Origin of the sequence: Sphingomonas sp. NFR04, assembly GCF_900114095.1 — a bacterium.
Taxonomy (GTDB): domain Bacteria; phylum Pseudomonadota; class Alphaproteobacteria; order Sphingomonadales; family Sphingomonadaceae; genus Sphingomonas.
On record NZ_FORV01000009.1, the window covers coordinates 36,114 to 49,901 of the forward strand.

General features: G+C 68.7%; 15 protein-coding genes. 3 read left to right on the top strand and 12 right to left on the bottom strand.

From position 1 onward, the window contains the following. Positions 1-69 precede the first annotated feature (69 nt). From BM009_RS20160 to BM009_RS20200, 9 genes are all read right to left on the bottom strand, one after another. Entirely contained in the window at positions 70-501 is a 432-nt protein-coding gene (locus BM009_RS20160; RefSeq protein WP_093298927.1) for a DoxX family protein, read from the bottom strand. Continuing rightward, positions 498-1,373, bottom strand: a complete 876-nt coding sequence (locus BM009_RS20165) for a VOC family protein (protein WP_093298929.1) — start codon at positions 1,371-1,373, stop codon at positions 498-500. Before BM009_RS20165 ends, BM009_RS20160 begins: the two co-directional genes overlap by 4 nt. Positions 1,374-1,627: 254 nt before the next feature. Next, positions 1,628-3,475, bottom strand: a complete 1,848-nt coding sequence (locus BM009_RS20170) for an amidohydrolase (RefSeq protein ID WP_093298930.1) — start codon at positions 3,473-3,475, stop codon at positions 1,628-1,630. Positions 3,476-3,624: 149 nt separating this feature from the next. Further along, the gene (locus tag BM009_RS20175; RefSeq protein WP_093298932.1) at positions 3,625-3,873 is read right to left on the bottom strand and encodes a DUF1427 family protein; all 249 of its coding nucleotides are present in this window, start codon (positions 3,871-3,873) and stop codon (positions 3,625-3,627) included. Positions 3,874-3,900: 27 nt separating this feature from the next. Further along, entirely contained in the window at positions 3,901-4,740 is an 840-nt protein-coding gene (locus tag BM009_RS20180; protein WP_093298933.1) for an alpha/beta fold hydrolase, read from the bottom strand. Positions 4,741-4,786: 46 nt separating this feature from the next. Beyond that, positions 4,787-5,443: a hydrolase gene (locus tag BM009_RS20185; protein ID WP_093298935.1), complete on the bottom strand. Its 657-nt coding sequence runs from the start codon at positions 5,441-5,443 to the stop codon at positions 4,787-4,789. A 251-nt stretch (positions 5,444-5,694) separates the two neighbouring features. Then, positions 5,695-6,357, bottom strand: a complete 663-nt coding sequence (locus BM009_RS20190) for a response regulator (RefSeq protein ID WP_093298936.1) — start codon at positions 6,355-6,357, stop codon at positions 5,695-5,697. 68 nt (positions 6,358-6,425) lie between these two features. Continuing rightward, a complete protein-coding gene (locus BM009_RS20195) occupies positions 6,426-7,007 on the bottom strand; it encodes a M17 family peptidase N-terminal domain-containing protein (protein ID WP_254772381.1) in 582 nt (193 codons plus the stop codon). Positions 7,008-7,119: 112 nt separating this feature from the next. After that, positions 7,120-7,677: a helix-turn-helix domain-containing protein gene (locus BM009_RS20200; RefSeq protein WP_093298937.1), complete on the bottom strand. Its 558-nt coding sequence runs from the start codon at positions 7,675-7,677 to the stop codon at positions 7,120-7,122. 252 nt (positions 7,678-7,929) lie between these two features. Here BM009_RS20200 and BM009_RS20205 point away from each other — a divergent pair, with 252 nt between their 5' ends. Continuing rightward, a complete protein-coding gene (locus BM009_RS20205) occupies positions 7,930-8,904 on the top strand; it encodes a FecCD family ABC transporter permease (protein ID WP_302847376.1) in 975 nt (324 codons plus the stop codon). Continuing rightward, entirely contained in the window at positions 8,895-9,677 is a 783-nt protein-coding gene (locus BM009_RS20210) for an ABC transporter ATP-binding protein (RefSeq protein WP_093298940.1), read from the top strand. The genes BM009_RS20205 and BM009_RS20210 overlap by 10 nt, the downstream gene beginning before the upstream one ends. Here the strand turns inward: BM009_RS20210 and BM009_RS20215 are convergent. The 3 genes from BM009_RS20215 to BM009_RS20225 form a co-directional block, all read right to left on the bottom strand. Then, positions 9,674-10,468: a LysR family transcriptional regulator gene (locus BM009_RS20215; protein WP_093298941.1), complete on the bottom strand. Its 795-nt coding sequence runs from the start codon at positions 10,466-10,468 to the stop codon at positions 9,674-9,676. The genes BM009_RS20210 and BM009_RS20215 overlap by 4 nt on opposite strands. A 161-nt stretch (positions 10,469-10,629) precedes the next feature. Beyond that, a complete protein-coding gene (gene apaG / locus BM009_RS20220; RefSeq protein ID WP_093298943.1) occupies positions 10,630-11,034 on the bottom strand; it encodes a Co2+/Mg2+ efflux protein ApaG in 405 nt (134 codons plus the stop codon). Beyond that, the gene (locus BM009_RS20225) at positions 11,031-12,239 is read right to left on the bottom strand and encodes a trans-sulfuration enzyme family protein (RefSeq protein WP_093298944.1); all 1,209 of its coding nucleotides are present in this window, start codon (positions 12,237-12,239) and stop codon (positions 11,031-11,033) included. Before BM009_RS20225 ends, apaG begins: the two co-directional genes overlap by 4 nt. A 231-nt stretch (positions 12,240-12,470) precedes the next feature. On the opposite strand from BM009_RS20225, the gene BM009_RS20230 reads away from it, so the two are divergent. Then, positions 12,471-13,775 carry a phospholipid carrier-dependent glycosyltransferase gene (locus tag BM009_RS20230; protein WP_093298946.1) on the top strand — a complete coding sequence of 435 codons (1,305 nt, stop codon included), beginning with the start codon at positions 12,471-12,473 and terminating at the stop codon, positions 13,773-13,775. Positions 13,776-13,788 lie beyond the last annotated feature (13 nt).

The following is a 13,788-nucleotide window of genomic DNA, read 5'->3' on the forward strand; positions in this document are numbered from 1 at the left end:
GGGATTACGATTTCGAGCGTGGCGGCGTCGGGCTGGATCTGCGCCACCAGCACCACCGCCGCGGCGAGGCTAGCCACGTCGCTTCGCCTGCTCCGCCACCAGCGCCGCGAGGACGAAACCGCCGATCAGGCCGAGATGCTCGAAGAAGGCGTTGGTCGCGCCGAACCGCTCGGCGCCCGGCGGCATCGTCCAGAAGGCGTTGGCGGTGAAGGCGGCGAGCAAGGTAAACACCCCCAGCATCCCCGCCCCCAGCCAGATCCAGCGGCCGGTGAGGATCAGCACCGGCCCGACCAGCTCCACCGCGATCGTCAGCGCCGCCCAGAGCGCGGGCGGGTGCATCCCGAAATGCGCCTGCTCCGCCACTGCGCCCTGCCAGTCGACGAGCTTGACCAACCCGCCCAGCAGATAGGCGCCGACCAGCAGCAGCCGGGCGAGGAACCAGGTCGGCCGCCAGTCGAGAAGGGCGTCGACGAAGCGCGGGTCGGGCGTCTGCACGGTCACTTGCCCGCAGGGCCGTGGATCTCGGCAATATAGCCGCCGGGGAAGCGCACGATTGCCGCGCGGCCGCCGGCCGCTGCCACCGGCTGGACCAGCGTCTCGACGCCGGCGGCCTTGGCCTTGGCGAGCGTCGCGTCGAGATCGGGCACTGCATAGCCGGTCATGTCGCGGGCATAGGGCCAGGGCAGCAGACCGTCGGTGACGAACACCACCATCTTGCCATAGCCGCTGGTGATCGAGATGCGGCGGATCGTCTTGCCGGGCTCGCCGACCTCGGCGCCGGGCGCCGCGCGGTCATCGGCGGTTACCTTGGCATGCGCATAGCCCACCCAGCTCTTCACGAAGCGATCGGCGACATCCTCGGTCAGGTAGATGCGGTTCTCGGGTACCGTTTCCAGCGGCGCGTAGCTGGGCTTGGTGGTGTGCCAGTAGATCTGCATGTTCACCCCGCCCGGCCACTGGATCACCGAATCGCGGCCGATCGGATCGGGGAAGGTCACCAGTCGGCGCACCGCGCCGTGCTGCACGGCGGCCTTCACCGCGGCGTCGATATCGGTGACCAGATAGCCGGTGCGCTCGTCGCCGAAGGGGAACGGGATCGGCGTCTTGAACCCGAATACCGAGACGGTGCCGGCCGGGGTCAGCACCAGCTGCGACTTAGTGAGGCTGGTGGTGGGCGTCACCTGGAACACGCCCTGCTTGCTGGTCGTGCCGCCGAAGGTCGCCTGGAAGCTGGTGACGAAGCTGTCGAACTGGTCTTCCGGCACATAGACGTGCGTGGTGTCGTATTGCGGGCCGACCGAATAATCAGCGGTCTGCTGGGCGAGCGCCGGGGTGGCGATGACAAGGGCGGAGGCGAGGAGGAAGAGGCGCATGGCGAAACTCCTGGAGGACGAAGAAAAATAGATCCTCCCCTGCAAGGGGAGGTGGCAGGCCGCAGGCCTGACGGAGGGGTGTCCCCGTTGGTGGGGCAGCCCGCCGTCGCCGGCCGGGACACCCCTCCACCCCGCCGCTGCGCGGCGCGGTCCCCAGCATCGGGTCGATCGTGCCCCCGGCACGATCTTGGATTGCCGGGCGGCAATCCAACCCGATGCTCCTCCGGGGGCGGATCGGGAGCCGGGTCGCCGCATCACACTGCCCAGCAGCCGCAGCCGAGGGCACCCCAGAAGCTCTGGACATCGGCGGCGGGCACGTTCGCGCCGAGCGCGGCGGCATGGTCGTGACCGTGGACCGAACAGCCGCTGTCGCAGGCACAGGCCGAGGCGAGCTGGGCGCGCGCCTCCGGGGACTTGTGGTAGCCGCCGAACGTCGCGACGGGCGACCAATCGGGCATCGGGCGCGGCAGCGTGGGCGCAAGCGGGGCATAGTCGCCGTCGCCATGCACCACCTGCCCGCCGAGCAGCGTCAGCACCGAGCGGATATGGACGATCTGGTCCTCGGGCACCGAGAAATAGTCGGCCGAAAGCACCGCCAGGTCGGCGAGCTGGCCCGCCTTGATCTGCCCCTTCTTGCCGACCTCGTTCGAGAACCAGGTGTTCTCGTGCGTCCACATCGCCAGCGCCTTTTCACGGCTGACGCGGTTGGCGCCCGGATAGAGCTTGAGCCCGCCCACCGTGCGGCCGGTCACCAGCCAGCTGAGCGACACCCAGGGGTTGTAGCTCGCCACGCGCGTCGCGTCGGTGCCCGCGCCCACCGGCAGGCCGGCGGCGAGCATCTTGGCGATCGGCGGGGTGCGCTCGGCGGCCTTGGCGCCGTAGCGCTCGACGAAATACTCGCCCTGATAGGCCATCCGATGCTGCACGGCGATGCCGCCGCCGAGCGCTGCAATGCGATCGATGTTGCGGTCGCTGATCGTCTCGGCATGGTCGAAGAACCAGTGGATGCCGGTCAGCGGGATGTCGCGATGGACCTTCTCGTACACGTCGAGCGCACGGCCGATCGTCTCGTCATAGGTGGCGTGGAGGCGCCACGGCCAGCGATGCTCGGCGAGCAGGCGGATCACCGGCTCGAGATCGCCTTCCATGGTCGGCGGCATGTCCGGACGGGCGACGCGGAAATCCTCGAAATCGGCGGCGGAGTAGACGAGCATCTCGCCCGCGCCATTGTGGCGATAGCTGTCGTCGCCCTGCCCCGGCGTCACCTGCTTCACCCAGCCGGCGAAATCGGCCAGCTCTTCCTTCGGCTTCTGGGTGAAGAGGTTGTAGCTGATGCGTACGGTCAGCTGGCCGTCGGCATGCAGCTTCTCGATGATCCGGTAATCGTCGGGATAGTTCTGGAAGCCGCCACCCGCGTCGATCACGCCGGTGACGCCCAGGCCGTTCACTTCGCGCATGAAGTGGCGGGTGGAATTGAGCTGGTAGTCCTCGGGCAGCTTGGGGCCTTTGGCGAGCGTCGAATAGAGGATCGTCGCGTTGGGCTGGGCGAGCAACAGGCCGGTGGGATTGCCCGTGGCGTCGCGGACGATCTCCCCGCCCGGCGGGTTCGGCGTGTCCTTGGTGTATCCCACCACCCGCAGCGCCGCGGCATTGAGCAGCGCGCGATCATAAAGGTGGAGAATGAAGACGGGCGTGTCGGGCGCGACGGCGTTGAGCTCGTCGATCGTCGGCAGCCGCTTCTCGGCGAACTGGTGTTCGGTGAAGCCGCCGACCACGCGCACCCATTGCGGCGCGGGGGTGTTGTCGACCTGGCGCTTGAGCATCGCCATCGCGTCGGCAAGGCTCGACACGCCGTCCCAGCGCAGCTCCATGTTATAGTTCAGGCCGCCGCGGATGATGTGCATGTGGCTGTCGATCAGCCCCGGAATCACCCGGCGGCGATGCGCGTCGATCACCTGCGCGCCCGGCGCGGCGGCGGCACGGACCTCGGCTTCGCTGCCCACCGCGAGGAACTTGCCGTCGCGGATCGCGATCGCCTCGGCCACCGGGTTCTCCCGGTCGAGCGTCGTCACCTGGGCGTTGACGAGGATCAGGTCGGCCATGGGTTTTCCTTCTTTCGGGTTCTTTTTCTTAAAGCCCCTCCCCTTCAGGGGAGGGGTTGGGGTGGGGCATGATCGGTGAGCACGGGGCTGGCGGATCCGTCATGCCCCACCCCCAACCCCTCCCCTGAAGGGGAGGGGCTTAGATGGGCTCATGCCTGATCGTCGGGCTTCTTCGCCGGCACGCCGAGGACTTGCTCGGCGCAGTCGGTGCGGAGATACGCCACCACGTCGTGGCCGGCGAAGAGCCGCTTCGCTACCGGCACCGCCTGCTCGCCCAGCAACATGCCGAGCAGGCCGATCAGCGCGATGGTGGGCGGCGCCGGCGACTTCACGCCGAGGAGGCTGTAGATGACGCCGACCAGCAGACCGACGGCGAGCGAGATCAGATAGGGCTTCATCTGCAGATCCTCCTCGGCGCGCTTCGATCAGCCGCGCACGAAGGCGAGGATGTCGGGGTTCAGCACGTCGGCATGGGTGGTGAGCAGGCCGTGGGGCATGCCCGGGTAGATCTTCAGCGTCGGGTTCGGCAGCAGCTTGGCCTGCAGCTCGGCGCCCTGGTGATACGGCACTACCTGGTCGTCATCGCCGGCAAGCACGAGGGTCGGCACCGTCATCGCCTTGAGGTCGGCGGTCTGGTCGGTTTCCGAGAAGGCCTTGATGCCATCGACATGCGCCTTGGCGCTGCCCATCATTCCCTGGCGCCACCAATTGTCGATCACGCCCGGAAAGACCTTCGCGCCGTCGCGGTTGAAGCCGTAGAAGGGGCCGGCGGCGACATCGCGGAAGAACTGCGCGCGGTTCTCCGCCGTGCCCTTGCGAAAGCCGTCGAACACCTCGAGCGGCAGGCCGTTCGGATAGGCTTCGGTTTTCAGCATGAGCGGCGGGACCGCCGCGACCAGCACCGCCTTGGCGACGCGGCCCTGCGGAATGCCGTACTTGGCGACATAGCGGGCGACTTCGCCGCCGCCCGTCGAGTGGCCGATATGCACCGCGTTGCGCAGGTTCAGATGCTCGGCGACGGCCGCGGCGTCGGCGGCATAATGGTCCATGTCGTGGCCGTCGCTCACCTGCTCCGAACGGCCATGGCCGCGGCGGTCGTGCGCGACGACGCGGAAGCCGTGCTGCAGAAAGAACATCAGCTGCGCGTCCCAGTCGTCCGACGAGAGCGGCCAGCCATGGTGGAACATGATCGGCTGGGCATCCTTGGGACCCCAATCCTTGAAGAAGATCGAGACGCCGTCCTTGGTGGTTACGGTGGAGGTCATGGGAATGTTCCTTGAGGTTTGGGGGCAGGAATTTGGGTCGGGAAAATCAATGGCCTTCGGAGGCGCCGAACATCGTCTTGGCATAGGTGACGCCGAGGCCGTAGGCGCCGCCCCACTGCTTCGCGATGCCGGTGGTGGACTCGTAGGTCTCGCCCCGCGCCCAGTCGCGCTGCAGCTCGAGCAGATATTGGAGCGAGGTCATCGGCACGGCGCCGAGCTGAATCATCCGCTGCACCGCGCGCTCATGCGCTTCCGCAGAGACGTCGCCGCAGGCATCGGCGATGAAATAGGCCTCGAAGCCCTGGTCGATCGCCGAGGCGACCGGGCCGACGATGCAGACGCTGGTCCACAGGCCGGCGAACACGATGCGCGGCTTGGCGATGCGATTGACCTCCTCGATCACCGCTGCGTCTTCCCAGGTGTTCATCGAGGTGCGGTCGAGCAGCGCCTGGCCGGGGAAGGCATCGGTCACTTCGCTGAACATGGGGCCGGAGAAGCTCTTCTCGGCGACGGTCGTCAGGATCGTCGGCACTCCGAACGACTTCGCGCCGCGGCTGATCAGTGCAGCATTGTTGCGCAGGATCGTCGCGTCGATCGACTTGGTGGCGAAGGCCATCTGCGACTGGAAGTCGATCAGCACGAGCGCGTGGTTGGTCGGCGAGATCAGCGACTTGCCCGGCGTGGCGGTGGCGGTGAGGGTCATGGTGCGGCTCCTGTTGCTGCCGGGGTCCGGCTGGGTTGGATGCAGAATAGCCGGCGCGGATTTTCCGAAAACTCGGATAAAGTTACGCGTACCGTTCCATTCTTTCGAACAGTCGGCAGTCCGAGCGCCGCATCCCCCTGGGCATGCGCGGCAGCAGACCGCCGCCCGCAGCCCTAGGCCGCGGCGGTCGAACAGGTATTGGACAGCTTTGATGCGAACGGCATGTGTCGCGCCGGATCGGCGGGTGCGGCCTAGAGCTCGATCAGCCCGCGCTTGGCGGCGATCGTCACCGCATGGGTGCGGTCATTGGCGCCGAGCTTGGCGAACAGCGCCTTCATATGGCCCTTCACCGTTTCCTCGGAGAGCTCGAGCCGGGCCGCGATCTGCTTGTTCGAATTGCCCCACGCGGCAAGCGTCAGCACCGAAACTTCGCGCTCGGTCAGGTCCTCGTCGAGCACGTGCAGCGCGATCGCGGTCGCCACGCTGGCGTCGAGATGCTTGCCGCCGTGGTGGACCGAGCGGATCGCCTCGAGCAGCTGGTTGCGCAGGCTGGCCTTGAGCAGATACCCCATCGCGCCGGCACGCAGCGCCTTGATCGCGCGGCCATCACCCGAATAGGTGGTCAGCACGATGATCCGCGCGTGCGGAGAAGTGGCGCGGATCGCGGTGATCGCGTCGAGGCCGGACATATCCGCCATCTGCAGGTCCATCAGCACCAGATCGGGCTGGAGCCGGGCATAGGCCTCGATCGCCTCGGCCCCGCCGCTCGCCTCGCCGATGATTTCCATGTCGGTCTGGGTCGAGACGACCGCCCGCACACCTTCGCGCAGCAGCATGTGATCGTCGACCAGCAGGATGCGGATCGGCGCGGAGCCGCGTGCCGGCGCACGCCCGCTGGAAACCCTGGTCAACATCGTACGCGCACCAACTCCCCGATCGAACGCCGAGCATAGCAGCTTTGGCGGCGCTGCGCATCCATGGCTCAGCGCCAGGCGATCAAGGTTTCGCGAAGGGCGGCGGTGGTATGGGCTGCGGCGCCGTTGCGGATGTCGAAGGTCCAATGCATCGGGAAGGCATCGGTGTCGTGCGCGTCGATCGCCGCGAGCGCGCCGCGCATCATCGCCGCGGCGCTCGGCGCGACCAAGGCGTCGGGCAGGTCGAGCTCGGACCAGCCGAGCAGGCAGCCTACCGAGGTCGCGCCGATCCGCAGCGCTGCGCGCATTGCCAGGCCGGTAAGGCTGCCGACGGCCTCCGGGTTGGTGCCGAGCGAGGTGCCCATGCCGATCAGCATCAGCGTCGCCGCACGGATGGGCGCCGCCGGGCGGGTGAGCATCAGCGTCTCGCCGAAGCCACCGGTGAAGATCCCGCCCTCGCGCAACCGGAAAAGCGTGCCGTGCAGCGCGTGATCGACCGCGTCGGCACCGCCGCGATGCGCCCCGACTACATCCTTTTCGAGCATGCCCACGACAAGCAGATCGTCTTCGGCGGCGACGACGTCGATCTGCGCCACCGCGAACGACACGCCCCGCCAGGCGCCGATCGCCAGCGATTGCCTGTTCTCCATCCCGACGCCGCGCTCCCCGCCCCCGCAAGCCCCACCGAACGGCGCACGATCCCGGCGCCGCACAATCCGCTGCCCTGGACGGTCGCCCTTGTATTGAAGAAATCTGCTGCGATCAGCCGCCCTGCTGCCAGGCCCGACGCCAGACGAGCGGCGTGGTGCCGACCAGCCGGCGGAACAGCCGGGTCAGGTGCGCCTGGTCGCTGAGCCCGCAGGAACAGGCGATCTGCGACAGCGTGTCGCGGGTATCGCGCATCAGCAGCTGGGCGCGGCGGATGCGCTGGCGGATGATATAGGCGTGCGGCGTCTCGCCGGTGCTGATCTTGAAGGCGCGGCAGAAATGGCCGGTACTCAGCTGCGCCACCTCCGCCAGCGAGGAAGTGAGGATTGACCCCTGCAGATAGGATTCGACATGCGCGGCGACCCGGCGCAGCTGCCAGCCGGCAAGCCCGCCCTTGGCGACGCCGTCGGCACGCATCGGCCCTTCCGGCAACAGATCGGGCGATTCGACGCCGGGCGTGACGAGCAGGCTCGACAGCCGCTCGAGATAGCGCCGGGCGAGCGGCGGGTCCTCGTCGAGCGACCGCATCGCGCCCGCCAGCAGCGCGGTGAGTTCGGGGGTTCCGCCCGTATGGGCTGGAGCAGCAATATCGATCAACGCCTGGTGGTACATGGTTCCATCCCGTCTTGCCGGGTTGACTGTCGCCCAGTCGGCAATGCGGCGGAATCGAACGTCCGCAGGGCAGGACATCACTTTGATTTGGGGCGGCTATACGAAGGTTTGGGGCACACCCCCACGCCACCATTCCAAGGAGGACAACAAGGTTTCGGTAGGCGTGCGCGATCGGAATGCTATGGCCGCATCCATGTCGATCGCCATCGCCCATCCTGCCGCAGCGCGTCCATGCCGCCGGGAGACCATCGCGTGACGAACCGGGTCGCGCTCAACGGCGGGCTGGCGCTGCTGGTCGCGGCGCTGTTCGCCGCGTCGTTGATGGCGGGCAAGTTCTGGGTGCCGCCAGCCGCCTGGTTCAGCCACGATCCGCGCTGGTGGATCATCGCCGAGCTCCGCCTGCCCCGCGCGATCCTGGGCCTCGCGATCGGCGCGGCGCTGGGGCTGTCCGGCGCGGTGCTGCAGGGATTCCTGCGCAACCCGCTCGCCGACCCGGCGGTCGTGGGCGTCTCCTCCAGCGCGGCACTCGGCGCCGTCGGCGCGATCGTGCTGCTGGGGAGCAGCTCGCCGCTGGTGCTGTTCGCCTGCGCGATGGCGGCGGCCTGCGGATCGATGCTGCTGCTCGCCGGGCTCGCTTGGCGGGCCGAAAGCGCGGTCGCCTTCATCCTTGCCGGCACCGTGCTGGCGAGCCTGGGCGCGGCGCTCACCAGCTTCCTGATCTCGATCGCCCCCAACCCCTATGCCACCGCCGAGATCCTCGACTGGATCATGGGGGCGCTGACCGACCGCAGCTACGCCGAAGTGCAGCTCGCCCTGCCCTTCATCGCGATCGGCTGCGCACTGCTGCTGTTCACCGGCCGCGCGCTCGACGCGCTGACACTGGGCGAGGCAGCGGCGCGCTCGATGGGGCTGCGCCTAGAGCGGACCCAGCTGCTCGTCGTGCTCGGCACGGGCCTGGCGGTGGGCGCGAGCGTGGCGGTGACCGGCATCGTCGGCTTTGTCGGGCTGATCGTGCCGCACCTGCTGCGGCCGCTCACCGGCGCCCGTCCCTCGGCGCTGCTGCTGCCGAGCGCGCTCGGCGGCGCGGCGCTGCTGCTGGCGGCGGACAGCCTGGTGCGGCTGTCGCCCGGCGCCAGCGAACTCCGCCTGGGCGTCGCGATGGCGCTGCTCGGCACCCCCTTCTTCTTCGTGCTGCTCCTCAAGCTGCGGCGGTCGACGTGGAACTGAGCGTTACCGATCTTGCGGTAAGCCTCGGCAAGCGGCGGGTGCTGCACGGGATCGACGCCGTGCTGCGGCCCGGCAAGGTCACCGCGATCCTCGGCCCCAATGGCTCGGGCAAGTCGACGCTGGTGCGCACCCTGGCCGGCTTGCTCGACCCCGATGCGGGTCAGGTGAAGCTGGGCGGCACGCTGCTCGCCCGCTTGGCGCCGCGCGAGCGCGCCCGCAGGATCGGCTATCTGCCGCAGGAAGCGACGGTGCACTGGGACCTGCGGGTGGCCGATCTGGTCGCACTCGGTCGCATGCCGCACCGTGCGCCGTTCGCCGGCCTGTCTGCCGAGGATCACGCCGCGATCGACGCGGCGATCGAAACCACCGCGATCCGCCCGCTGGCCGATCGGCTGGTCACCCAACTTTCGGGCGGCGAGCGGGCGCGCGTGCTGCTCGCGCGGGTGCTGGCGGGGCAGCCGCACTGGCTGCTCGCCGACGAACCGCTGGCCAGCCTGGACCCCGTCCACCAGCTCGACCTACTCGATCGGCTCCGCGCCCTCGCGGCCGGTGGCATGGGAGTGGTGATCGTGCTGCACGATCTGGTCCAGGCCGCCCGGGCGGCCGACGACGTGCTGCTGCTCCGCGACGGCCGCACCGTGGCGTTCGGACCGGCCGAGGCGGCACTCGCCCACCAGCCGCTGCGCGAGGCGTTCGGGGTGGAAGTGATGGTGATCGGCGACGATCAGGGCCGGCTGCTGCCGGTGCCGATCGGGCGGACCAGGCCGAGCTAGCCGCCGAGCACCTCGACCAGCGTCTGCACCTTCTTCTGCCGCCATTGCGGCAGCGGCGCGACCAGCCAATAGCCGAGCCGCGAAGCCTTGGGCTCGCCGACCACGGCGACACGGCCCGCCTCGATATCGGCGCGCGCCAGCAGCTCGGGTACGGTTGCCCGGCCCAGCCCCTGCGCCGCCGCGTCGATCGCGAGGCCTGCATCGGCGACGCGGACCAGCGATCCGGCGTCCTCGGCCATGCAGCCGGGCCAGGAGATGCGCACGTCGATGCTGCCGCCACCGGACCGCTCGACGGTGATCATGCCGTCGCTTTCCAGCGCCTCGCCTTCATGCTCGCCCGGGCCCTCGCCCCAACGGATCGCGAGGTCGAGATTGGCTTCGGTAAAGTCGAGCGCGTCGTCGGCCGGCACCAGCACGAAGCGCAGGTCCGGGTCCGCGCGGGCGATGTCCGACAGGCGCGGCATCAGCCATTTGGCGGTCAGGTCGCGCGGCGCGGCGATCGTCAGCGACTTGGAGGACTGCCCTGCCTGCATCGCGCGCACCGCTTCCTCGAACTGGAGGAAGCCGTTGCGCAGCGCGGTGAGCCCGCTTTCCGCCTCAGGGGTGAGCTCCAGCCCCTTGGTGGTGCGACGGAACAGCACGACGCCCAGCGTATCCTCCAGCGCACGGATCTGCTGGCCGACGGCGGCGGGGGTCACCGCCAGCTCGTCCGCGGCGCGGGTGAAGGAGAGGTGACGCGCGGCGGCATCGAGCACGCGCATGCCATTCAGGGGGAGATGCGTACGCTTCATTGATCAGATCCTCCCTTGCGGGCGGACCGCACAACCTGCGCTCCCCTCCCGCTTGCGGGAGGGGTTGGGGGAGGGATCGACGTGGAAGAAGCACTGAATCGCTCCAGCCCCTCCCCTAGCCCCTCCCGCAAGCGGAAGGGGAACATGTAACGGCACGCCCCTCACTGTTCGCCTGCCACTGCCGGTGCGATCAGCGCGAAGCGGGGGATGGTGACGTCGAAGGTGTCGCCGTCCTCGTCGATCATGTGGTAGCTGCCCTGCATCGAGCCGGTGGGCGTCGAGAGCGGGCAGCCCGAGACGTAATCGAAGCTGCCACCCGGCGCGATCATCGGCTGCTCGCCGACGACGCCTTCGCCCTCCACCGTGTGGCGCAGGCCGCGCCCGTCGGTGATGATCCAATGGCGGGTGAGCAGCTGGACCGCGACCGTGCCTTCATTCTCGATCCGGATGTGATACGCCCAGAACCAGCGGCCGCGATGCGGCTCCGACTGTTCGGGCAGGTACGACACCGACACGCGGACGACCACGCCACGCGTCGTCGCCTCGTCGGTGAAGAGCGCCTTCACAGCCCGGCGCCTCGCAGCGCCTGGTCGAGATCAGCGATCAGGTCGTCGGGGTCTTCGAGGCCGACATTGATGCGGATCATGCCCTCGGTGATGCCCATCTCCAGCCGCTTCTCCTCGGCGAGACCCGAATGGGTGGTCGAGGAGGGATGCGTCATCAGCGAGCGCGAGTCGCCGATATTGTTGGAGATGTCGATCAGCTCCAGCCCGTCGAGCAGGGCGTGGGCCTGCTTGCGGCCGCCATCCACCTCGAAGCTGAAGATCGGGCCGGCCGCCGCCATCTGGCGCATGAACAGGGCGTGCTGCGGATGGCTGGGCAGCGCCGGGAAGTTGACGCGCGGCACGCGCTGTTCGAGGAAGCTGCCGACCTTGAGCGCATTCTCGCTCTGGCGACGGATGCGCAGGTCGAGCGTCTCCAGGCCCTTCAGCACCACCCAGGCGTTGAACGCGCTGAGCGTCGGCCCGGTGTTGCGGGTGAAGGGCAGCAGCGTGTTGGTGATGAAGTCCTCGGACCCGCACACCGCGCCGGCCAGCACGCGACCCTGCCCGTCCATCATCTTGGTAGCGGAATAGGCGACCACGTCGGCGCCGAAGTCGATCGGGCGCTGGAGCGCCGGGGTGGCGAAGGCATTGTCGACCACCGTGACGATGCCGTGCTTCCTGGCAATCGCGCAGACCGCCTCGAGGTCCACCACGTCCATCGTCGGGTTGGCGGGCGTCTCGAAGAAGAAGATCTTGGTGTTCGGGCGGATCGCGTCCTCGAACTGCTGGGGATCGCGCGCATCCACCGTCGTGGTGGTGACGCCGAAGCGCGGCAGCAGGCTGTCGGTCAGCCAGCGGCACGAGCCGAAGGCGGCGCGGCCCTGGACGATATGGTCGCCCTGGCTCACCTGGCAGAGCAGCGCGGCGGTCATCGCCGCCATGCCGGTCGCCATGGTGCGGCACGCCTCGGCGCCTTCGAGCAGGGCGATGCGCTGCTCGAGCATCTCCACCGTCGGGTTCTGCAGGCGCGAATAGGTCATGCCCGCCTGTTCGCCGGCGAAGCGCGCAGCGGCGTCGCCCGCGCAATCATAGGCGTAGCCCGAGGTGAGGAACAGCGCCTCGCTGGTCTCGCCGAACTCGGAGCGCGCGGTCCCGCCGCGCACCGCCTGAGTCGCGGGCTTCCAGTTGCGGGTGACGCTGGGATCCTGTCCGGTACGACGCTTCATGGGCGCTGCTTTGCGGCGCTTGGGGGCGGTGCGTCAACCTTTGCGTTGAACGATCCTCCCCTGCAAGGGGAGGTGGCGCGCGAAGCGCGACGGAGGGGTGTCCCCGGTCGCGACGGCGCCGAGCCTCTTAAGCCGCGACACCCCTCCGTCAGGCCTGCGGCCTGCCACCTCCCCTTGCAGGGGAGGATCTATGGTATTCCGCTCGCCGCACAGCTCGGCTAGGCCTGCCGCATGCGTCTCCGCCTTTCGGCTCTCGCCACCCGTCCCTGGCTCGTCGCCCTTCTCCTCGGCCTCGCCGCGCAGCTGCTCTTCACGCTGCACATCGACCAGCCGGGTCAGATCATGTTCGACGAGGTCCATTATGTCCCTGCCGCCAAGACGCTGATCGAGCTCAGCGGCCCCCGCAACACCGAGCATCCGCTGCTCGGCAAGGAGCTGATCGGCGCGGGCATGGATCTGCTCGGCGACAATCCATTCGGCTGGCGGCTGATGCCGACACTGGCGGGCACGGCCACGGTGCTCGGCGTCTTCGCCTTTCTGTGGATCCTGATGCGCGGGCGGATGCGGGTGGCGGTGACCGGCGCGGTGCTGGCGATGCTCAACCAGAGCCTGTTCGTCCAGGCGCGGACCGCGATGCTCGACGTCTTCCTCGGCGCCTTCCTGCTGTGGGGCATGGTGTTCCTGCTCTGGGCGATGCACGGCACGCCCGGGCAGGTGCGATGGCGCTGGTGCATGGGCGCGGCGCTGCTCGGGCTGGCGACCGCGGTCAAATGGGCGGCGGCGCCGTACATCGCCGTGTTCGGACTTGCGCTGATCGCAGTCCGTCTGCGCGACATCCGCCACGCCCGTCGGCCGATCGCCGCCGCATTGCTGTCTGGCGACCAGCCGCACTGGCCCGGGCTGTCGACCCTGGCCGCCCTGCTCCTGCTCGGCGCGATCAGCATCCCCGTCTATTTCGCGACCTTCGCCCCCACCTTCTTCTACCTCACCGGCGCGACCGAAGGCCTGACCGGCCTGCTCCACCTGCAGCGCGAGATGTATGAGGCGCAGACCCAGGTGCTGCCCCACCACACCTATCAGTCCGAATGGTGGAGCTGGCCGCTGATGCTGCGGCCGATCTGGTTCTTCTACGAATGGGATCACGGCGCCCAGCGTGGCGTGCTGCTGATCGGCAACCCGGTGATCATGTGGGGCGGGCTGGTCGCGGTGCTCGCCAGCTACATCCTGTGGTTCCGCACCAAAGCGTGGCGGCCGCTCGCGGTGGCGCTGCTCTGGACCTTCTCGGTGGCGATCTACGCGATCATCCCCAAGTCGCTGGGCTTCTATTATTACTACCACCTCTCGGCGATCTTCCTGTGCCTGGTGCTGCCGGTGACCTTCCACCAGTTCGACCGGCTCCGCGCCAAGGGCTGGGAGGAATGGTATCTGGCGCTGGCGCTGGTCTCCTTCGGCTATTTCTACCCGATCCTCTCCGCCGCGCCGCTCAACGACGTGCAGAGCTATACCCACTGGATGTGGCTGCCGAGCTGGCGCTGAATTTTCGTTTCGC